The 21,404-nt window shown below is 43.2% G+C and carries 19 protein-coding genes; 8 read left to right on the top strand and 11 right to left on the bottom strand.

All coding sequences use genetic code 11. The features are described 5' to 3' along the window. Positions 1 to 5 precede the first annotated feature (5 nt). Positions 6 to 557, top strand: coding sequence for a spore coat protein GerQ (gene gerQ / locus ACGTN9_RS02385; RefSeq protein ID WP_499590157.1), 552 nt, complete (start codon positions 6 to 8; stop codon positions 555 to 557). 98 nt (positions 558 to 655) lie between these two features. Further along, a complete protein-coding gene (locus tag ACGTN9_RS02380) occupies positions 656 to 910 on the top strand; it encodes a hypothetical protein (RefSeq protein WP_499590155.1) in 255 nt (84 codons plus the stop codon). Here ACGTN9_RS02380 and ACGTN9_RS02375 read toward each other — a convergent pair whose 3' ends face one another. From ACGTN9_RS02375 to ACGTN9_RS02360, 4 genes are all read right to left on the bottom strand, one after another. Further along, positions 911 to 1,279 carry a DUF423 domain-containing protein gene (locus ACGTN9_RS02375; protein WP_499590153.1) on the bottom strand — a complete coding sequence of 123 codons (369 nt, stop codon included), beginning with the start codon at positions 1,277 to 1,279 and terminating at the stop codon, positions 911 to 913. 12 nt (positions 1,280 to 1,291) lie between these two features. Continuing rightward, the gene (locus tag ACGTN9_RS02370) at positions 1,292 to 1,612 is read right to left on the bottom strand and encodes a YwdI family protein (protein WP_499590151.1); all 321 of its coding nucleotides are present in this window, start codon (positions 1,610 to 1,612) and stop codon (positions 1,292 to 1,294) included. A gap of 230 nt (positions 1,613 to 1,842) precedes the next feature. Next, entirely contained in the window at positions 1,843 to 2,262 is a 420-nt protein-coding gene (locus ACGTN9_RS02365) for a GNAT family N-acetyltransferase (RefSeq protein ID WP_499590149.1), read from the bottom strand. A 49-nt stretch (positions 2,263 to 2,311) separates the two neighbouring features. Continuing rightward, positions 2,312 to 3,655, bottom strand: a complete 1,344-nt coding sequence (locus ACGTN9_RS02360) for a sodium-dependent transporter (RefSeq protein WP_499590147.1) — start codon at positions 3,653 to 3,655, stop codon at positions 2,312 to 2,314. A gap of 395 nt (positions 3,656 to 4,050) precedes the next feature. Between ACGTN9_RS02360 and ACGTN9_RS02355 the strand changes: the two genes are divergently transcribed. Continuing rightward, entirely contained in the window at positions 4,051 to 4,782 is a 732-nt protein-coding gene (locus ACGTN9_RS02355; RefSeq protein ID WP_499590145.1) for a YwaF family protein, read from the top strand. Positions 4,783 to 5,517: 735 nt separating this feature from the next. On the opposite strand, the gene ACGTN9_RS02350 is transcribed toward ACGTN9_RS02355, so the two are convergent. From ACGTN9_RS02350 to coxB, 3 genes are read right to left on the bottom strand one after another with little or no spacing between them, the layout of a single operon-like run. Then, positions 5,518 to 6,093, bottom strand: coding sequence for a cytochrome c oxidase subunit 3 (locus tag ACGTN9_RS02350; protein WP_499590143.1), 576 nt, complete (start codon positions 6,091 to 6,093; stop codon positions 5,518 to 5,520). Then, a complete protein-coding gene (locus tag ACGTN9_RS02345) occupies positions 6,083 to 8,011 on the bottom strand; it encodes a cytochrome c oxidase subunit I (RefSeq protein WP_499590141.1) in 1,929 nt (642 codons plus the stop codon). The genes ACGTN9_RS02350 and ACGTN9_RS02345 overlap by 11 nt, the downstream gene beginning before the upstream one ends. Positions 8,012 to 8,033: 22 nt before the next feature. Further along, the gene (gene coxB, locus ACGTN9_RS02340) at positions 8,034 to 8,717 is read right to left on the bottom strand and encodes a cytochrome c oxidase subunit II (protein WP_499590139.1); all 684 of its coding nucleotides are present in this window, start codon (positions 8,715 to 8,717) and stop codon (positions 8,034 to 8,036) included. A gap of 885 nt (positions 8,718 to 9,602) precedes the next feature. Here coxB and ACGTN9_RS02335 point away from each other — a divergent pair. Then, on the top strand, positions 9,603 to 10,454 hold the full coding sequence (locus ACGTN9_RS02335) for an STAS domain-containing protein (protein WP_499590137.1): 852 nt from the start codon (positions 9,603 to 9,605) through the stop codon (positions 10,452 to 10,454). A gap of 43 nt (positions 10,455 to 10,497) precedes the next feature. On the opposite strand, the gene ACGTN9_RS02330 is transcribed toward ACGTN9_RS02335, so the two are convergent. Then, complete coding sequence (locus ACGTN9_RS02330) at positions 10,498 to 10,803, bottom strand: phasin family protein (protein ID WP_499590135.1); 306 nt, start codon at positions 10,801 to 10,803, stop codon at positions 10,498 to 10,500. After that, positions 10,800 to 12,464, bottom strand: coding sequence for an ABC1 kinase family protein (locus tag ACGTN9_RS02325; RefSeq protein WP_499590133.1), 1,665 nt, complete (start codon positions 12,462 to 12,464; stop codon positions 10,800 to 10,802). The genes ACGTN9_RS02330 and ACGTN9_RS02325 overlap by 4 nt, the downstream gene beginning before the upstream one ends. Positions 12,465 to 12,925: 461 nt before the next feature. Between ACGTN9_RS02325 and ACGTN9_RS02320 the strand changes: the two genes are divergently transcribed. Further along, positions 12,926 to 15,031 carry a peptidase M6 gene (locus tag ACGTN9_RS02320; protein ID WP_499590131.1) on the top strand — a complete coding sequence of 702 codons (2,106 nt, stop codon included), beginning with the start codon at positions 12,926 to 12,928 and terminating at the stop codon, positions 15,029 to 15,031. A gap of 57 nt (positions 15,032 to 15,088) precedes the next feature. After that, on the top strand, positions 15,089 to 16,015 hold the full coding sequence (locus ACGTN9_RS02315; protein WP_499590129.1) for a GNAT family N-acetyltransferase: 927 nt from the start codon (positions 15,089 to 15,091) through the stop codon (positions 16,013 to 16,015). 158 nt (positions 16,016 to 16,173) lie between these two features. On the opposite strand, the gene ACGTN9_RS02310 is transcribed toward ACGTN9_RS02315, so the two are convergent. After that, a complete protein-coding gene (locus ACGTN9_RS02310; RefSeq protein ID WP_499590127.1) occupies positions 16,174 to 18,468 on the bottom strand; it encodes a glycoside hydrolase family 65 protein in 2,295 nt (764 codons plus the stop codon). Between the two features lie 204 nt (positions 18,469 to 18,672). Between ACGTN9_RS02310 and ACGTN9_RS02305 the strand changes: the two genes are divergently transcribed. Beyond that, positions 18,673 to 19,425: an AraC family transcriptional regulator gene (locus ACGTN9_RS02305; protein ID WP_499590125.1), complete on the top strand. Its 753-nt coding sequence runs from the start codon at positions 18,673 to 18,675 to the stop codon at positions 19,423 to 19,425. Between the two features lie 38 nt (positions 19,426 to 19,463). Further along, positions 19,464 to 20,333 (top strand): fructosamine kinase family protein, encoded by an 870-nt coding sequence (locus ACGTN9_RS02300; protein ID WP_499590123.1) that lies wholly within the window; start codon positions 19,464 to 19,466, stop codon positions 20,331 to 20,333. A 6-nt stretch (positions 20,334 to 20,339) separates the two neighbouring features. On the opposite strand, the gene ACGTN9_RS02295 is transcribed toward ACGTN9_RS02300, so the two are convergent. Further along, positions 20,340 to 21,311 carry a YbgA family protein gene (locus ACGTN9_RS02295; RefSeq protein ID WP_499590514.1) on the bottom strand — a complete coding sequence of 324 codons (972 nt, stop codon included), beginning with the start codon at positions 21,309 to 21,311 and terminating at the stop codon, positions 20,340 to 20,342. Between the last annotated feature and the right edge of the window lie 93 nt (positions 21,312 to 21,404).

The raw sequence follows: 21,404 nt of genomic DNA, 5'->3' as shown, positions 1-21,404 counted from the left end.
GTGTATTGTCACAAAACAATAAGGAAAACCAAGGTTCCACCCAGCCTAAGCAGAACCAGCCATATTATCCAGCCAACCCCTATCAATATTATTATCCTGCTTATGCAGCACAGGCTCCATCAGGGTATTATCCATCCGCCCGGCAAACTGCCCCGCCTCAGGGGATGGGAATGATGGGGACCTATCAGCAATCGATGGGAATGCCTGGAATGATGCAAGGGGGAATGCCAGGAGGCACCCAAGGAGGTACCCAGGGACAGGGAGGCATGCTCCCGGTGGAAGAATCATACATTGAGAATATTTTGCGTTTGAATCGAGGAAAAGAAGCCACCGTTTATATGACTTTTGAAAACAACGAAAACTGGAATGCAAAGATTTTCAAAGGGATTATCGAAGCAGCAGGCAGAGACCACATTATTTTAAGTGATCCTCAATCAGGAAAACGGTACTTATTATTAATGATTTATCTTGATTACATTACATTTGATGAAGAAATCGAATACAGCTATCCCTTCGACAACACAGGAGGCCAATTAGCGAACTACACGCCAAGGTAACGTTTTGTCATTATCGTCTTGTTATTAACCAATTCTTAAGCAGAGAAAAAGCCACGCCGCTTATTTGCGCGTGGCTTTACTTTATCCAAGGTGGTGACATGCCAGTGAAACACCCATATGAAAAACTGCAGCGCCTTCAAGTGTTGAGCATGATTCTGGCACTTGTTCTTGCTATTGTCGCACTCGCACAGCAAGCTTTCTCCTGGACGGTATTAGTCATGTTTTATTTGCTAGCTTTGAGCTTCATGTTCGAAGGGATGGTAGAACTGCAAAAACGGAATACTTTCCATTTCATTTCCCAGGTCCTCCGCGCCCTATTGATAGCCGTTTTCTCTACTTTCCTTTTTTTTTAATCAGATGATTTTTGTTACCGCTATCCCTAACAGTATCCAGCCGATCAAAAACGTCAGCCCGCCGAACGGAGTAATCATAGCCAATGCTTTGATTCCGGACGGGGCATAGATATACAAGCTGCCGGAAAATAGCAGGATTCCGATAAAAAACATCCATCCTGCCCCTGTTAATAGACTTGATTGAGCTTTCATCAGCAATAATCCGACAGCAAGCAAAGCACCGGTATGGAACATTTGATAAGTCACTGCTTTTTCCCATGTTTTCAATGCTTTTTCCGAAATTCGGCCTTCAAGTCCATGGGCACCGAAAGCCCCAAGTGCTACTGCAATAAAACCGTTGATGACAGCCAATAATAAAAATAATTTCATATTTCTCTCTCCTTAAAAATCAAATATAGAATCACCATTTGCTTCTTCATGGTCGATTGTCTGCTTTTTCTGTTGGTCTGTCTGCTGCCTGGAGGACGGAAGATCTCCCATCATTTTTCTGATTTCTGCAGTTGTCGGTTCATCTACCTCGGCAGGATCGGGATAAGCAGAACTGCCAGTTGACTGCTCTGGACGCTCATCTAACATCAAGTCACATAAAAGACGAATGGCCCGAACATGCTCACGAACCGAAGAGGTCTCACTATTTTTTTGCATCGCTTCTTGTATTTCATTCATCATCTTCTTCAGGACTGCTTGATTTGAAATCGCCATTATTATGACTCCTTTTTGGTTATGAAAATATCACACTATGTAGTTTAACACGTCCATACAATCCTAGACTAGAAAAAGAAAACAAGACCGCTCCCTATTAAGAACGGTCTTGTTTATGATGATACAGGGAAATCAGAGCTGGCTTGCCGGGTTCCTTTGAGACATGGAACATAAGTTAACGCCTCTTCACAAGCGTACTGCCACCACTCTCCTTCTCTTTATTGAAAACATCAATGCTCAGAGCTTTCATAATAAAGAAGAGCCAGCCTGATTCCTTCTTCTGTCACCAGCTCCTGCTGCTGTTTGAAACCATACTTCTGATAAAATCGCATCGCCGGTTCATTTTTTGCTCCAGTCGTCACATAGCATCGGCTGGTCGGGTTCAAAAACAGCACTCTATCCAGAAGCTCCTTGCCAAAGCCCTGGCGCATCCACCTTGGATGTACGGCCATACGGGTGATCCAGAAATCACCTGCTTCGAGTTGATAGGCGACCAGCGCGACTAGCCTTCTTTCTTTATATATACCCAAAAATGTCTCGTCAGCCCTACGGATATCCTGATACGTTTCCGTCAACGGCGGTAGCTTGCGGCTATGCACGTACCTCGCTTCTTGATGATAGGAAAGCTGTTGCAATGCTTCGATTTCCATTGCAACATCCTCCCTTTTGTGTGCTAACTCAAAAATGATAGACATAAAATTACATTCCCAGAATTCCCACGGCGTTTAAGAAAATCAAGATGATCAATACCGGGGCGATATACTTGATAATGCCGTACCAGACGTTACCGATCGGATTACCGGTCAAATCCGTAGCGTCCAATGCAGTGGATTTCTTAAAATACCATCCGACAAACAACGCCATGGTCAGACCTCCGAGTGGAAGCAGAATATTGGAGGCGATAAAATCCATCGACCCTTGGATATTTCTGTCCCCGATTGGCGTGAAGCCGGACCATATACCGAAGCCTAAGGATACGATCAACCCAAGTACGAACATGATAGCTCCCGTCAGGATACTTGCCATTTTCCGACTCCAATGGAAAACCCTCATAAAGTAAGCAACCGGCACTTCCAAAATAGATACAGACGAAGATAAAGACGCCAGTGTCAATGCAAAAAAGAAAACGAGACCGACAATCCCGCCAACTGGCATCTGCTCAAATATCCCAGGCAACGTGATGAACACCAACGGCGGACCGGAGCCAGGACTGATACCGAAAGCGAAAGCCGCCGGAAAAATCACAATACCGGAAATGATCGCAAAAAAGGTGTCCATCAAACCGATACCAAGCGTAGCACTCGGCAGCTTGTTCTCCTTCGACAAGTAGCTTCCATACGTAAGCATGGCACCCATTCCCAGACTTAAGGAAAAGAATGCCTGCCCCATGGCAGCTAAATATACCGATGGGTTACTCAACGCTGACCAATCCGGTTGGAAAAGAAATTTCAGCCCTTCCATCGCTCCATCAAGTGAGACACTGTATATTGCCAATCCAATCAAAATGATAGCCAGTGTAGGCATGAAAATTTTATTGGCCGCTTCGATTCCTTTTTTAACACCGATATAAACGATGGAAATCGTCAGTATCATGAAAAGAGCATGCCAGAAAAGAGGCTGCCAGGCATGAGCTGTGAAGCCGCCAAACGCTGCTTCATAACCGCCTTCAGGTGCCGCAAAGAAATCACCGGTAATATATTTCCATAAATAATACATCGACCATCCAGCTACAACGCTGTAAAAGCTTAAAATTAAAAATGATGCCAATACCCCGAAGAAACCGGAAAGGAACCATGGAGTACCAGGAGACAATTTCGCAAATGAACCAATGACATCGCTTTGCGCTTTCCTTCCGATACTTACTTCGGTTAATAACAGTGGAACCCCAATTACGAGGACGAAAAATAAATACAATATCAAAAAGGCGCCCCCGCCACTTTCGCCTGCAACATAAGAAAAACGCCAAATGTTACCGAGGCCAACAGCAGACCCCATCGCAGCCAGCATAAAGCCGAGCTTGGAGGCCCATTTCTCCCTAGCCAATAATCTTCAACTCCCTCACTCTATTGTTTGTAAATATGCCATAGCATATCATATATTCATAGATACGACGACCTATATTCTGAAATTTCATTTTATTTACAGTATGATATTCATGCTTTAGCGCTAAACCCTTTGCTCTGATTCCCGTACTTAGAAGCAGGAGCTTTGGGCTTGTATTGTAAACATTCCGTTCCTGTCGTTTTTTTCACCAGTATGGATGGCATTTCTCTTGTTTTGAATCCATAGGCCCGACATCCTCTTGGAAACTGAGGATTCCAGGTTGTGAAGAAGTACTCACACCGGAAACAATTGATTTTCCTCATCATATCTCCCTCCGATATAGCTATGATAGAATAATAGCACAGAATAAATAAAGGAAAATAGGATGATGGTGTATGAAACAATGGTTCGGTAGTGGTATCGACCAACCTTTCGACATGTTCGGCGGCAGCCATATCATCATGCTGATCATCTATTTGACAGGTCTGGCATTGATACTTGTTGGAAATAAAAAGCTTCAAAAAGATCAGACTGGCTATCAATTGTTACGCTGGTTTCTATTCGGTCTCCTGATTATTTCCGAGGTCTCTTACCAGACCTGGGCCATAGTTAACGGCGTGTGGAGCAGCAAAGATTATCTACCGTTACATCTGTGCGGCATTGCATCCATAATTGCTGCAGCTGCCATTTGGAAACAGAATCATACGTTGATAAAAATCACTTATTTCATTGCCGTCATCCCTGCCCTGATGGCTTTAGTGACGCCAGACCTCCCTCATGACTACCAGCACTACCGTTACTGGAAATTCTTCCTCCATCATATGGCGATCTCCTGGTCTGGGGTGCTACTGGCACTGGTACACCCAGTGACCATCACCTGGAAAACTACCATGAAAGCCTACGGGTTCCTGGTGTTTTATGCCATCCTGATGGGCTTCGTCAATCAAGCTATTGGATCTAATTATTTATATTTATCCAGGACGCCAGGAAAGGGAACACCGCTTGATTTATTAGGCGATGGTTTCTGGTATTACATCAACCTCGGCCTTATCACTCTTGCTTCCTTCTGGCTGCTTTATTTTATCTATCAACTTTTCACCAGACAAAGACCCCCGTCCTCTCAATAACGATGCGCGGGAATATTAATTCAGAAGGTTCTGTTAAACGCTTTTGTTAGTTTTCCATAAGAGGCTTCTTCAACAATAAGGCCGTAAAGTCGAAGACTTGATTTCGAGATATTGTTGGAGTTTAGGGGCTCCGGGAAACGGTTCGCTTTCCGTGGGCGTGTGCTGAGTCTCCTCAGGCTTCGCCTTGCGGGGCCTCACCTATCACTCAGCTCCCACAGGACTTTGAATTTTCATCCTGACTTAACCCACGCACGAAGGAAATGCGTAGCATTTTCGAGGAGTCTCACCGTTTCCCTACGCCCCTAGCTATGGGAAGTTCTCGAAATCACCCCTACGAAAACCGCCCTATGATTGAAGACTTTGGTGCCTTTACATTCTTGGTAAAAACCTAAGGATGAAGGTCTCAGCTACATTCTTCTCTTTTTGGAGGGTCCGTTTATTACAATACTGGCTGGATGGGAAGGGAAACGGCGAGACTCCCGCGGGAGAAGGGGCTAGGCGAGACCCCGCAGGGCTTTTAGCCCGAGGAAGCTTGCCAGGTCCCCCGCAGGAAAGCGAGTTGTTTCCCGGACCATCCCATTACTCTAATGGTAACGGACCCCACTATCTCGAAACTGAGTCTTCAGCAATTGGGAGCTTTAACTGTAAAATCAACAATGAGATTTAACAGAGCTATTCAGAAAAAGCGAGACCTGAAAAGCCCGAAGCTCTAATGCGGCTTCGGGCTTATTGCTGTCAGAACAAGTAAGGAGCGTATACGATAATCAGAATCAGCACCCAAATAATATCAACAAAGTGCCAGTAATAGTTGAATATCCTGTGTTTTTCCTCAAACAAGGTATACGGAAGCAGTTTCCGTTGAATCAATAGGACAATCATCCAGCCCAAACCAAATAATACGTGGGAAGCGTGAAGACCGACCAGGACAAAATAGGAAGATAGAAAGTTGTTGGTAGCCACGGTATGCCCCTCTGAAACGAATTTATAAAATTCATGAGTTTCAAAGTACATAAATATGGCCCCAAAAGTAAAGGTGATCAATAACCCAGTCATAATCAATTTGGCATTACGTCTTTCCAATCCCTTCTCGGCAATCATTAATGTTCCGCTGCTGGAAAGAAGAAAGATCGAAGACAAGACAACTGTTTTCATTTCGAATAGTTCGCTTGGGTGGGGCCCCTGTTCTGCAGGAGTATAAATGATATAGGTAGCAAATAAAGTTGCGAACATGACCGCTTCGACAAATAAGTAGATGAAAAAGCCCATCCGCTTATCGCCAAACAAATCCCTGGACATTGTTTTACTGCTCATTGTCCTGCTCCTCCTTCCTGTATACAGCTGTCCGCTCATCGTTGAATGCCCGCAACACGAAGAAACCTAACGACGCAGCTCCTCCTATAATCTGCATCCAGAGCCACCCGTATATGAAACCAAAGCTCATGATGGTCAGGGCGGCTGATAGAACAAGCGGCTGTACGGTACGGACGGAAACCGGTGATGCACGGTGATGTTCCGCCACCGGAAGGGGCTTACCCTCCTGCTTTGCCCACCATAAGGCATCACGTCGATCAATAATCGGCATTTTTTCAAAGGGATGCTCAGGCACCGGAGATGGAACGTACCATTCCAATGTTCTTCCATCCCACGGGTCTGCACCGACATTTTCCTTTTTCGGACGATGGGTCTTATATACATTCCAAATGACAAACAACATACTGGCCCCCATCATGAAGGCACCAATGGTACTGATGAAGTTATAAACAAATACTCCATCTTCCCAGGTGTAGTCATAGACCCGACGCGGCATTCCATTCAAACCAGCCAGATGCTGCGGGAAAAAGGTAAGGTGGAAACCGATCAGGAAAAGCCAAAAATGCCATTTCCCCAACTTTTCATCCAGCATTTTTCCTGTCATTTTCGGATACCAGTAATACAGTCCTGCAAACGCCCCTAAAACAGTGGAACCTATAATGACGTAGTGAAAGTGGGCAACAACGAAATAAGTATCATGATACTGCATATCTGCAGCCGCTGAGGCAAGCATCACACCCGTTACCCCGCCCATCACGAAGGTCGGAATGAATCCAAGCGCGAATAACATCGGCGTCTTGATGCGAATGACCCCTCTCCTCATGGTAAAAAGCCAATTGAACACTTTTATCCCTGTCGGTACGGCGATCATCATCGTGGTAATGGCAAAGAACGTGTTAGCAAATGGTCCTAATCCGACAGTAAACATATGATGGGCCCATACCATGAATCCCAGCATACCTATCAAAGCTAATGCGATGACCATCGAGGTGTATCCGAAGACATTTTTCCTGGAAAAAGCAGATATAATATCAGAAAAAATACCAAAAGCCGGAAGCGCGAGAATATAAACCTCAGGATGACCGAAAATCCAAAATAAATGCTGCCAGTATACAGGATGCCCAAGCTCGCCAACAAAGAAGGTCGCTCCATAGAGTCGATCGAATTGCAACAGCAACAAAGCAATTGCCAATACCGGAAACGCAACAAGAATAAGAAATGACGTAATCAGACTTGCCCACGGAAATAGCGGCATCCGTGTCAACTTCAGACCTGGAGCCCTCAGGCGTAAAATCGTGACAATCATATTGATGGCAGCGAAAATTGTACCAAGACCAGAGATCTGAAGACCGAAGATATAATAATTATTATTCGGCCCACCTGTGAATTCAAAAGTAGATAAAGGGGCATAGGCTGTCCACCCTGCATTTGGAGCAGCATTGAAGAAGAACGCCGCGAAAAATATCATTCCTCCGGTCAAGAATAAGTAAAAACCAATGGCATTTAAAAATGGAAATGCCAGATCATTGGCGCCGATTTGCAATGGGACCGCCACATTCATCAAACCAATCAACAATGGCATAGCGACAAAGAAAATCATCATCGTACCATGAGTCGTAAATATTTCATTATATTTATCCCCTTGGAAGACCCAGAACTGGTTCTCAGGTGTAACCAGCTGCAGTCTTATGAATAACGCATCTATTCCTGCACGAAAAAAGAATAGAATGGCAAATACAATGTATAATGTCCCGATCTTGCGATGATTGGTACTTGTAGCGTAATCCCATATCACCGGCCAATGCCGTTTCTTCGTTAGCCAATATAATATGACCGGGGCTCCTAAAATCACTGAAACCCATGCGGCTACGACATCCGTCGGTAATACGATCAATTCTCCAAATAAGTAAAATTCCATGCTTTCACCCCTTTCTCCACGGTTATTCTTTATTTAGCCACGCTTGAAAATCTTCTTGTTCTATTACTTCCGTTTCGAACCTCATATCAGCATGTAGCGTCCCACAGTATTCCGCACATTTCCCCTGATAGGTGCCCGTTTCCTCAGGAGTAACCTTAAGTCTCGTTTCTTCTCCGGGCAAGACATCAATTTTCCCAGCGAGTTTTGGCACCCAAAATGAGTGAATCACATCTTTGGAGGTTAAATGGAAAATAACTTCTCGATCTTCCGGCAAAACTAATGTATCATGCGTTTCTTTCCCGTTTTCATACTCGAAGGTCCATCTGAATTGTTCTCCGGTGACATTGACATGGACGGCATTATCATCTGAACTGGCACCAATATAGGAGACATCATACGTGATCATCACTGTCGGAACTGCCAGTCCAATCAGCAAAATGATCGGCAGTACGGTCCAGATGATTTCCAGTGTCCTGTTCCCTTCCTCATGCTTTGGAACATCATGACGATTTTTTTCTGTTTCCCTGTATTTCCCAGTAAAAGCAATAAACAGAAGTGCTACCACTAATACGACGAACATCATAATGCCAAAACTTAAGTAAATTAAAAATGCCTGATCAGAAGCTGTCTGGCTTTTCGGATCAAGCACACGCAGATTGCATCCTGAAAGGATAAGCAGAATTGCCATCATTGCAAGTTTTTTCATAGCTCCACGCAACCTTTGCCGATAAATTTTTAAAAAACGTTATTACCCCTTTAACCTATCCATAAATTTATTAAACCTTTGGTTTCGTTAAACATTATTGGTGATTTTTATAAAAAGCTTATTCAATAAAATGGCCGAAAAGTCGAAGACTTGATTTCGAGATATTGTTGGAGTTTAGGGGCTCCGGGAAACGGTTCGCTTTCCGTGGGCGTGTGCTGAGTCTCCTCAGGCTTCGCCTTGCAGGGCCTCACCTATCACTCAGCTCCCACAGGACTTTGAATTTTCATCCTGACTTAACCCACGCACGAAGGAAATGCGTAGCATTTTCGAGGAGTCTCACCGTTTCCCTACGCCCCTAGCCATGGGAAGTTCTCGAAATCACCCCTACGAAAACCGCCCTATGATTGAAGACTTTGGTGCCTTTACATTCTTGGTAAAAGCCTAAGGATGAAGGTCTCAGCTACATTCTTCTCTTTTTGGAAGGGGCCGTTTATTACTAATCTGGATGGATGGGAAGGGAAACGGGGAGACTCCCGCGGGAGAAGGGGCTAGGCGAGATCCCACAGGGCTTTAGCCCGAGGAAGCTTGCCAGATCCCCCGCAGGAAAGCGAGTCGTTTCCAAGACCATCCCCTTACACACATGGTAACGGACCCAACTATCTCGAAACTGAGTCTTCAGCAAAAGGGAGCTTATCTGTAAATTAAGTTTGGAAGTTTAGAAGAGTCTAACCTTTTATCTTATCTCGATATATGGGGAATTACGGATAAAATTCCAACAACATATTCACTAAAGATACCTTGTTATGATTATTTAAATTTACTTACTTACAAGGACAATATATAATGATAGTAATTTATTGTTAAAAGGGACTGAATTGTTTTATGGTGCAAAAAGAACACGTGGTATTCTTCCAAAAGAAAATATCCGAAAACCTCGAAGAATTAACAGAAAGAATATTCACTTTGTCTGAACATAGGCACCCGGAAGAACTGGAAAAGTTAACCGAAGAAGACTTAAAAGATAATAAAAGAATCGTCTATGAACTATTCGAAACAATCGCTAAAACAATGCTTTACGTAGAAAAATCCAATGAAATAGCGGCTCAATGGGGAGAGGAAATTGGAAAAACAAGTGTCCGTCAAGGCGGTTCGCTAAGTGAAGCATTGGAAAGAATCGGAGTTTACAAAGAAGTGCTTTGGACATTTATCGAAGAAACAGCACGTGACACAGATTATAATTTCAGTCATATCATCGAAGTGGTGACACGTACGGATGATATCTTTAACCATATCGTCCATGGATTCAGTCTCAGTTTCGCACGGGAAGAAGAGCGGATCCTGAAAGATTATGAAGAAAAATATTTGAAGCTTTCAACCCCAATCGTCCCTATCAAAGATTCAGTCGCCATCCTGCCGATCATTGGAGAGATTGACCAGAAACGGGCAGATGTACTGATGGATGAGACATTGAAGGAAGTGAGCAACTGGAATATCGACTGGTTGATCATCGATTTATCCGGTGTGTATGATGTGAACAATTCATTCATGAGCCACTTGCACCGTCTGCTTGATTCGCTGACTCTATTGGGAATCACACCACTCCTCACCGGTATGAGACCAGATCTCAGTATGCAGGCGACCAAACTCGGATTATTTCAAACGAGCAAAAACCGCATTACGACATGCTCTTCTTTAAAGCAAGCTATCGAGCTGTTAGACAAGAAAAATATTTCATAATACAAAAGCCAGCTTCCCATTCAGGAGAGGCTGGCTTTTTACATTATTCACTTTTGTCCTGATGGAATTTTTCTAAACGTTGTACCCTTGCTTCTAATATTTCATATTCGTCTTTCGTTACAAAGCCCATTTCTTTAGCACGCTGCTGCATTTTCGCTTTGCCCTGCTCACTCCATTCAGCATCTTTCTGCATCCCTTTTGCCATAAATTCATCAAACATTTCCCGTGCCTGTGAAGGACTGACGTCTCCCCGCTGGACTAATTCATCCAAAAGCTTTTCCGCTTTTTCTTTCCCGCTCAGAGCAGCTCCAAGCCCTAGATAAAATCCTTTTTTCAACAGTTCACTCATGATTGGCCCCTCCTATTTAAATTGATAGCATGCATCATTTTAACGTGCTTCCTTCCGAAAACTAATAACCCTATAACACCTAGTATCGCCACCACAAAACCGGTCCACATAAGAATAACTTCAGCTGATCGATACCAGAAAATGCCGAGCCCGCCTCCAGCAACAGCAGTCAAGAAGGACAAAGCAGTATAAAATAGATAAAACTGGTGGAACATTTGATTTTGTTGTTTTTCAGCAGCCCACTCCCGATCTCGATCGCCACTTTCCAAATAGCTGACTAATGCTCTCGGCAGCGACAATAGCGGCCGGGCTGTTTCAGCAGCGATATCTTTATAAAAACCATACTTGGAATCATCACCACTCATCCATTCCCGAATCACCGGTTTTCCCCAGGCCATCAAGTCGATTTGAGGATAGACAGCTGTCAGCACCCCAATGATGATGGATGTAGCTCTTCCTAAAAATGCATAATCGGCAGGCAGCTGGATCGGCTGGTTTTTAACGAATCGCTGGATATCCTCCATGATATCGTTCATAATCGTCGCATCCAGTTTTGTGAAGTCCCCGTCCAAATACATATCAACGGTTTCCCTCAACAATTTTTTAACGCGTTCTGTATCAGCGTTTTCAAGCAGAAAGTTCATTTTAAATAAGGCATCGATTACCTGGTCGTAATCATCTAAAATGAATCCCTGGATCATCATCCGGATGTAACTGGCATCCTGCTTTTTAATTTCCCCAACCATTCCAAAATCAATCACCACGACTGTACCGTCCGCTTTCAGCATCAGATTTCCTGAATGTGGATCGGAATGGAACATGCCGGTATATAAAAATTGCTCGACACATAAATCGAACAGAATTCTTGCAATTTGTTCGCGGCTGATGCCATTCTTTTTGATGAAGGATAAATCAGTGACTCTCGCGCCTTCAATCCACTCCATTACCAGTACACGCTGCGTGGAATAATCATTAAAATATTCCGGGATATAAACATTCTCCATATCTTTGAACCGCTTTTTGAAATGATTTCCGTTCTGCAGTTCTTTTTTAAAGTCCAGTTCATTACTCATAACCGTTACAATTTCTTTGTAAAGTGCCTGTAAATCCGCTTTCTTTCCATATTCCGTAAAACGGCGCAACATCCAGAAGACGATGCGGAGAGCCTTGAAGTCCATATGAAAAATGTCTTTGACACGATAACGCTGCACCTTAATAGCGACAGGAGTGCCATCATTCAGCTTCGCTTTGTAGACTTCACCGATGGAAGCTGATGCCACCGCTTCTTCATCAATATCCTGCAGGAATTCATCCAGATCTCCATTCCATTCCTCCTCCATAATCTTTTTAGAATACGAAAAAGGAACCGGCTCTACCCTGTCGACCAAACCCTCCAGTTCCCTAATGAAGGTATCAGGGAGCAAATCAGCCCGCGAACTTAAAAATTGGCCGAATTTGATCAAAAGTCCTCCTAAACGGATTGATTTGACGCGATACTCACGCGCTTGCTTTGTCATCAAATCGTCCCATTTACGTTTCGTCTCTTCATCCCAGATCCTATGGGTCTTCTGGAACCATAATAACTGCAACATGAATTTGGCAGACATCCATACGATGACAGTTATCCGGTATAACCCTATGTATTTCATTCGATCCCGCACGCCAGCTCACCCCCTTGCTTTGTTTCTCTATTTATTAGTACCCTATTTTTTCTCTCTCAATCTTAGAATTAAGCAAGTGAATCTAGTGTTAAAATCATAATGGCTACACCGCCTTACCCAGACTCTAAATCAGAGTTATCTAATGCTTGTCATCGTTTTCCGGCCAAAAATTACCGGATTCGACAATTATTTCAACATCCCCCCTAATATATTACATACATTTTCCATATATCGACTACCAGTCTTTACTAATCGAAAAGCTTATGACAAAAATCATCATTACCTTCCATTATTTTTCTCAAAACAAAGCATTTTTAGGCCATACGTCTCACTGAAACATGACTTAAGTAGCATTAATGGGATAAATTCCCTCCTTTTTTACCATTCACAATTTTCCGAATTTTGGCGATAATTATAACCATATGGAAAATATTCCATGAATTTTAGGGGGAGGAATCACAATGAATAAGAAATTCACAGCGTTGCTATCTGCCAGCGCGTTGACGTTGTCCCTGTTTGCACCAGCTGCAGGCGCAGGAAACGTCAATGCTGAAAGCAAGTACAGCAACTTCAACACGGAGCGTTACACAGACCGCATCGACATCGACGGATTGTTGGAAAAGCAGTCTCAGGATGAAGACTTCCAGAAGGAAGCGAAGCAGAAGATTAAGGAAGCGGCTGAAAACACTGATTTCATTCAAGACTCAACTACTTCTTCTGAAGGTGAAGCAGCTGGTCAGTCTTATGCGGTTGGCGAAACTAAACAGTTTTTGGACCGCAACCTTGGATTCAAAGAATTCACACTTCGCAGCGAAGGCGAGCATGTCGAAATTTGGGTAGCTAACGACCTTAGTTTCCCTGAGGGAGACCCACGTGAACCACATGTAGTGACTCAAGAGCAAGTGGACAAGCTCACTGCTGAATTCGATAACAACATCTACCCTACAGACACTGAATTTTTTGGTACTCCTGACAGCCATGACGGGACAGATGCAGTTTTAGAAGATTTGGGTATCGTTCCTGAAGGTTACTACCAAGGAGAAGGCGACAAAATCGTTATGCTTGTCGATAACATCCAGGATGATAACTACGAAGATCCAACTTATCCATTCTTTGTTGCTGGTTTCTACTGGAGCACTTTAGAAATGTATGTAGATCGTAATATTATTACTATTGATACAAATAACTGGGAAGAACGCTTGGAAAGTACATTCTATGGAACGACTATCCATGAATTACAGCACTTGATTCATGACGATAATGACTCGGACGAAACTTCCTGGTTGAACGAAGGAATGTCTACGTTCTCTGAATTCCTGGGCGGCTATGGTATTGATGAAGGATCCATCAACTTCCTGTTGGACCATCCAGAAAACTCCTTGACGAACTGGGATGAGCACGTACGAGCAGAAACAGGTCCAGAGACTATCGCAGACTATGGTCTGGTGCAATTGTTTACGCTATATAACTATGAACAGTTCGGTCAAGAATTTATCCGCTCAGTAGCTACTAGTGAACTCAATAGCATTGAAAGCTATGAGAAAGCTTTAAAGGACTTCGGAATCAACAAAACATTCAATGAAGTATATCGCGACTTTACTACAGCACTAACAATTGATGACGATAAGTTCAAGGGCGGTATCTATGGTTTCCAAAACGCTGACCTGCGGGACCTGGAAGTGGAAGATGGCAAAAAGCGTGGTAAGACTGTAAACTTTGAAAAAGCTAAGACTTATGAAAAAGAAGGCGTCCCTGCATGGGGTACGGATTACAAAGTATTTGATTTTGAAAAAAATGCAAAAATTGAAGACTTCAATTTCAATGGAGTAGACTTTACACCAACGAAGTGGGAAACTGTAGTCGATCCACTAGGTTCTGATAACCAGGTTTATTGGGGTGGCAATGGTGATGAGTTAGACAATAACATTATCTTTGAAGCCGACTTGACTAATGCAAATGAAGCAACACTTCAATTCGATAACTTTATCGATATCGAAGAACAATGGGACTTCGGTATGGTACAAGTATCAACGGATAACGGCCAAACTTGGACTTCCCTAGCAAACGAAAATACCCGTTCTGACGTAGTTGAGCAAGGTTATCCTAAAATCAAAGACAACCTTCCTGGCTTTACCGGTCATTATGAAGACTGGCAAAAAGAAACGTTTGACCTATCTGACTATGCCGGTGAGAAAGTACACATTTCTTTTCGCTATTTAACTGACTGGGGATCTAACGGAGATGGTTGGTTTGTCGATAACATTGAAGTTCCTGAAATTGGACTTAGCTATGATGGTACAAGCATGGAAAGCTTCAAGTCCATGGATGAACTGTTAGAAAACTATGTTAACTATGGGGTAAGCTTTATCAACGAAAAGAAAAATGGCAAACATCGCGTCCTTCATGTTGATCCGTTTAATGTTACTGAAGAAGAAGCTCTACAATTGAAACAATTGTTCAAAAGTGGAAAGACATACATGACCACCTACTATGCTGCTCCACAAGACAACTTGAATCCTGTTCCATTTAGTTACAGTGTAGACTATAAAGAAAAAGGTAAAAAATGATAATAAACAAAACCAGCCGGAGACACTCTCCGGTTGGTTTTTTCTTTATTCTATGGCATGCTAAAAGAAAAAGGCAGGCGAATACCTTTGCATATAAAAGAGTTAGAAGTAAAAGATTTACAGAAAGTTTCGGAATGGCTCTATCATATGAACGAGCAGGACAAGCATTTCGTCGCATGGCTTGCTTCCGACCGAAACGAAATCTATGAACAAATTTGGACATTGACGCAATTCACTGATCCCCTGGCGTATGTAGCCTGGGAGAATAATAAGATTATAGGATTCCTGGGCATCCTGCCATTTTTCGAGCAAAAACTGTGCCGTCTGCTCGGTCCGTTCGCTCTTGAACAGGAAACAGAAGTGATGGAAGGTTTATGGAATAAAGCAGCCTTTACGATGGAGCAGCATTTTAATGCTGTAAAGGTAGCCAGTTTTAAAGCCAATAGTCATTTGATAGACTTTTGTGAACGACATCGTTTCCACCTATATAATATTGAAAAGACGATGGCTATCCACCGCTATGACTACCAATCCGGCCAGCATGATGCTCGCAATGTTGTAGAAATCATGGATGATGACGAAACAGAGATCAATCGCCTTCACCCAAAAGGGGCTTATTACACCACCCAGGAAATGTTGACACTATCCCGCAAGGAAGCTAATAAGCTATGGGGCTATCAAACGGAAGGCCAGCTCAAAGGTTATCTATACTTTGAAACGATCATACCGAATGAAGAAGGGGAAATCTGCTTCGTCAACGTCGATCAGGACGAGCGCAGTCAGGGAATCGGCACGGTACTGATTGACCATGCTCTACAATACGCATTTCTCGTGCTGGGCTTGGAGGAAGTAACCATCTCGGTACGCACGAATAATGAAGGGGCAGAAAGTCTGTATCGTGAATTTGGTTTTAAAGAAGCGCAAACTATCTACGCGTATGAAAAGCTGTTCCAGGAGCCTGTACTGAAAAACCCTTTCCATTAAATACGAAAACGCAAGCAAAAAGTGCCGTGCCAAAGCCTCAGCTCAGGTTTTGGCACGGCTTTATTTATATTCTAGTAAACGTACGACCTCTTTTAATAAGCGTGACCGTTTCCTGAACTATGTAAAAAAGCAAGCTCCATCAAGAAGCTTGCTTTTTCTTAAAAGGATAATCTTATTGTTTCATCCGGTAATACTTCCACTTCTTCTCCATCTACAAACAGCTTCACACTATCTCCTTCCACTAAATCGAGCGCGATTTCATCGCGGGAGACTTTCACTTTGATCGGCCGGCCGTGGTAATGAATATGGAAGCCATAACTGTTCCATTGCTCAGGGAGCTTCGGTGTTAAATGCAGCCCATCCGGTTTAATGCGGAGGCCGGCAAACCCGAATACGATCGCCATCCAGGTTCCTCCCATGTTAGCCATGTGTAGCCCGTCTTTGGTGTTCCCGTGAGTGTTATCCAAATCCAGCCGGGCGGTTTCTTCAAAATAATGATAGGCTTTATCCATATTTCCAAGCTTGGACGCCATCATACTGAATACACAGGAAGACAGTGAAGAGTCGTGCGTGGTAATTCGCTCATAGTAATCATAGGAATGTTGGATCGTCTCCTCATCGCTATAGTCTTCCAGCAGAAAATGCGCAAGCACCGTGTCTGCCTGTTTACACACTTGATAACGGTACAAAGTCAAAGGGTGGTAATGCAATAATAAAGGGTAGTGTTCCTTCGGTGTGTTTTCAAAATCCCAAACCGCTTTATTTAGAAAGCTGTCATCCTGCTCATTAATTTGCAGACTTTCATCATACGGCAGGTACATAGCCTCGGCAGCTCGCTTAAAGCTTTCCACTTCTTTTTCTGTAAGGCCCAGCCGCTCACATAGCGTTTCAAAATCCTTACTCTGCCAATTATTCATTTTTTCATAGACACGATAAGCCCATTCCAGATTATGCTTAGCCATAGCATTTGTATAGTAATTATTGTTAACTATACAGGTATACTCATCCGGTCCGGTGACGTTGTCGATTGCAAAGGTGCCATCCCTACGGAAATGACCCATATCGATCCAAAGTCGGGCAGTTTCCATCAGTACCTCCGCCCCGTAGTCCACCAGGAAGTCCTCATCTCCGGTTGCATGATAATACTGAATATAGCTGTAGGCAATGTCTGCACTAATATGATATTGAGCAGTTCCAGCAGGAAAATAGGAGGAGCATTCTTCCCCGTTTATGGTTCTCCATGGGAAAAGGGCTCCCTGGTTGTGTCCCATTTCTAACGCTCGTTTACGAGCGTTGTCTAAAATCGAATGGCGGTAGACCAGCAGTTGCTTGGCCAGCTCAGGTGCTGTCATCAAAAATACAGGAATCATATAAATTTCTGTATCCCAGAAATAATGCCCTTCATAGCCTTCCCCACTTAAACCTTTAGCCGTGATATTGCTGAATTTATCTCTTCCAGCAGATTGCAGCAAATGATAAAGGTTGAAACGGATTCCTTCCTGCAAGGCCTCATCTCCGTCTACTTCTACATCGCTCCGCTCCCAATATTGTTTGAGGTATTTTTCTTGTGCCTCCAACAGCTGGTCTTCCTGGATGCTGTCTAACTGCCCTTTAATCCGAACAGCCTTCTGACGTAAATCCCCATTATGGCGTAGATCATCGACATAAATGTTCCACTTACTGAATACAACAGGCTTACCCTGATCGGCTTGAAATTCATACGTGAAAACAATCCGCTGCTCATCTGCTTCCTTACATACATCCACCAGCTTATCATCAAGTCCTTTATGATAACTCAGGCAGGCCATTTCCAGTTCTGATCTCTCTGCCTTACTTTTAATAAAAGCATTTTCTTCAAAAATTTCCGATTCGTTCACATGCAATAGTTTGGCATGTCCCGCTCCGACTCTTGGGTCTCCTGGGTCTACGAAGTTTTCAACTTCTCCATCCAGAGTGGATACAATCGTGATGGTATCATTGAAATTGATAGGAATTACCGAAACTTTAATAAAGAACAACTCGCGGTGTACAAATGAGACCACGCGCTCAAAATAAATTTCGACTTCTTTACCCAACGGAGACCTCCACTTGATCGACCTCACCGTTTTCCCTTTGTCCAGATGAAGGCTTCTTCCGTATTCGAGAACCTCTCCTTCCTGAATAGAAAAATGCTCTTTTTCTTTTCCTAAATAAATATGGATGGTCTGTCCATCAATGACATTCAACATTTTCTGTTGCGTATCAGGAAACGCGAACAATTTCTCCCCATAGGGGATATCAATCACGTCGTGAAAAGCATTCAAATAGGTGCCACGTACAGTTGGCACTGCCCTTCCATATGATTCTTCAAAGTTTCCTCGAACTCCAATATAGCCATTGCCGAGAAAAAATAAGCTTTCTTCATTATTCAAATCCAATTCTTTGATAGAATGCCGTTCAATTTTCCAACTCATCCCCATTACTCCTCCCTGCTTAAATTATGTCCGTTTAACGAGTCCGCACAATCTTGTACCAACTTTAATTTTTCCCTTAAAGCTGTACTCGCAAACACCCTCCCTCTTAAAAAATAGAACATCTTTAATTTTTAATTGAAATCGCTTACAATAGTGGTTAAACCGTTCATTTTACATATTTTTAAATGCTTAGGGGGCATCATGATGTTGACAATCAAGCAAACGATGATAGACCAGTTTATGAGCATGCGAATCCATAATAAAAAAATCCCTCACGCAAACCCATCTTATCTGATGGAACAACAATTGTTAGAAGCCATTTCCAATAAAGATATGGATCGGGCAGTATTATTACTTGAAAATATCAACCAGACTAACCGTCTTTCCTGCGCCAAATCTAAACTCCGGACACTTAAAAATTCAGTGATCAGCTCATGTACCTTGTTCACCCGTGCAGCTATCAAAGGCGGAGTAGACCCGGAAACGGCCTTCAAGCTAAATAATGCATACATAGAAAAGATAGAACACCTCACATCCACTCAAGCGATTTATCAGCTTGAACATTCGATGTTGAAGGAGTTTATTCAAACCGTAGAAAAAGCAGAGAAACTCCCTTATAGCCCGGTCATCAATAAAGCGATTACTTACCTTCATGAACATATACTATCTGACTTGACACTAGAAGAAATTGCACAGGCATGTTACGTCAGCCCCAGCTACTTGTCCCACCTGTTTAAAAAAGAGGTGGGGATATCCGTTGTCCAGTTCATCAATGAAAAAAGAATAGAGGAGTCGAAATATTTTCTGCTGCACACGTCCACTTCGATTGCTGATATAGCTCGGTTATTTCAGTTTTGCAACCAAAGTTACTATACCTCTGTGTTTAAAAAATATGTCCATCAAACGCCTAAACAATACCGTGAGGCAATGGCCACTCCCACGTTGAAGGAATGTTAGCATGAAATACGGGGTATACGTGTGTTGGAGGGATTTAGATGAATAAAACGGTTCAAAACGCCTTACACAACCTTGGAGACCACTCTGCTATTGGGGCGATAGATCAGGTGGCAGGTGGAGATATCAATGAAGCTTTTCACGTCACTACCAGAGAGAATAGCTATTTTATCAAAATAAATAAAGATATTCCTGCAAACTTTTTCGAGGTGGAAGCCAAGGGTTTAGAACTAATTCGAAAAACCAATACGATACGCGTCCCGTATGTCTACTATTTTGACCTACCGGAAAATGGAGCGGCCGGGGCAATGGTGATGGAGTGGATCAGCGGCTCGCCTAAAAGCGATACGGCTGAATGGTTGGGACGTAAGCTGGCCAAAATGCATCAGGTTGAAAATGAGCGCTACGGTTTTGAAGGTGACACGTTTATCGGCACACTTGCACAGCCTAATGGATTATTCGAAGACTGGTTAAGTTATTATCAGAAACAAAGACTTCTTCCCCAGTTTGAATTAGCAGCCAGACAGGGTTTAATGAACCATCAGCGCAGAAAAAAATTGGAGCAATTAATCACCCAACTGGAAAAATGGATCCCCAAACGTCCAGGAGCCTCTCTGCTCCACGGTGATCTTTGGGGAGGGAATTGGATGGCAGGCCCGGACGGAGAACCTTGTTTGATCGACCCGTCCGTCGTTTATGGAGATCGTTCATTTGAGCTAGCCTTCACGGAACTGTTCGGGGGATTTCCAAAACAATTTTATGGAGCCTATAACGAAATGCACCCACTGCCTCTCTATTATCATGATACAAAAGAAATCTATCAGTTATTTTACCTGTTAGTCCACTTGAACCTGTTCGGGGAAAGCTACGGCGGGTCTGTTGATCGTATTCTCGCTGCCTATATAGGCTGATGCTTGTTACGAATAGGCCCTCCCCTTGCCTGAATCGGATATTTCCACCAGTTCCATCGGGTAGGGTTCAAAATATGTCTGCCTTTTTAAGTATTTCTTATCGAAACGGATCGTCCACGCTTTCAAAATTGCCAACACCGTACTAAGTGGAACCTTTTCTTCGTGATACTGCCGTAGTTCATCAAGGAAATATCTTTTTTCATCGCCAGTAATATCGTGTTTAAAATAGCCGAAAATATGCTCGCACACATTGATGTGTGACGGACGGGAAGCTGGATTTCCCAATAGTTCTTTTAATTTTTCCTCATAGCGGGCGTAAACGGTGTCGCCAGGCAAGGAATCATGATTAGCTGTCAACCGCCCCATTTCTTTCACTAATTGAGGGTGGTATGCCATAAATAAATATTTGTTTTTTGAATGGAAATCAATGAGCCCTTTTACTTTCTCTGTTCTTTTTTGTTCTCGAAAAGCCGCCAGGGTAAACAGCTTTGTCAGAAAGTGCTCACGCAATGTGAAGTTTTTCAAACGGCCTTCTTCCTCAATTGCCAACCCGGGAAAGCTTTTCAACACTTCCTGGGCGAAAATGCCGTCGGTTTTCCGAACGACTTGAGGATTCTTACCTTGACTATATACTTTAACATCGGAAATTCCACATGTTGGAGACCTGCCTTTTAATAGAAAACCATCGATATCTGATAACTTGTTCAGATATTCTGCAGCAAAACTCATCATGGTTGTCGTCAAGTTTTTATCGGTCTTCGGCTGGATAAGCTGACAGCCTTCATCCGCTTCTACCAGCCGGATGACATCCCGGGGGATCCCGAGTCCGATTTCCACTTCCGGACATACAGGCAGGAACTCCACGAAGTCATCGAGGCGCTGTACTACTTTATCGGGAATAGCTTCTCCATTGTAACGGACAGGGCCGAATTCCAGGCACTTGCTTACCACTACTCTAGGAGTCGAAAAGTTACGCATCATCATATTTCCTCCTAAATACGTTTCGGTTTCTGATCGCTTCAAAAAATTTCTATTGGCAATTTACCCTTTTTGTATTAAAATTAATTTTGC

Origin of the sequence: Halobacillus sp. B23F22_5 (assembly GCF_043497085.1) — a bacterium.
Lineage (GTDB): Bacteria > Bacillota > Bacilli > Bacillales > Halobacillaceae > Thalassobacillus.
Note: the sequence above shows the minus strand (reverse complement) of the source record. Positions and strands in the feature narration are given on the sequence as shown.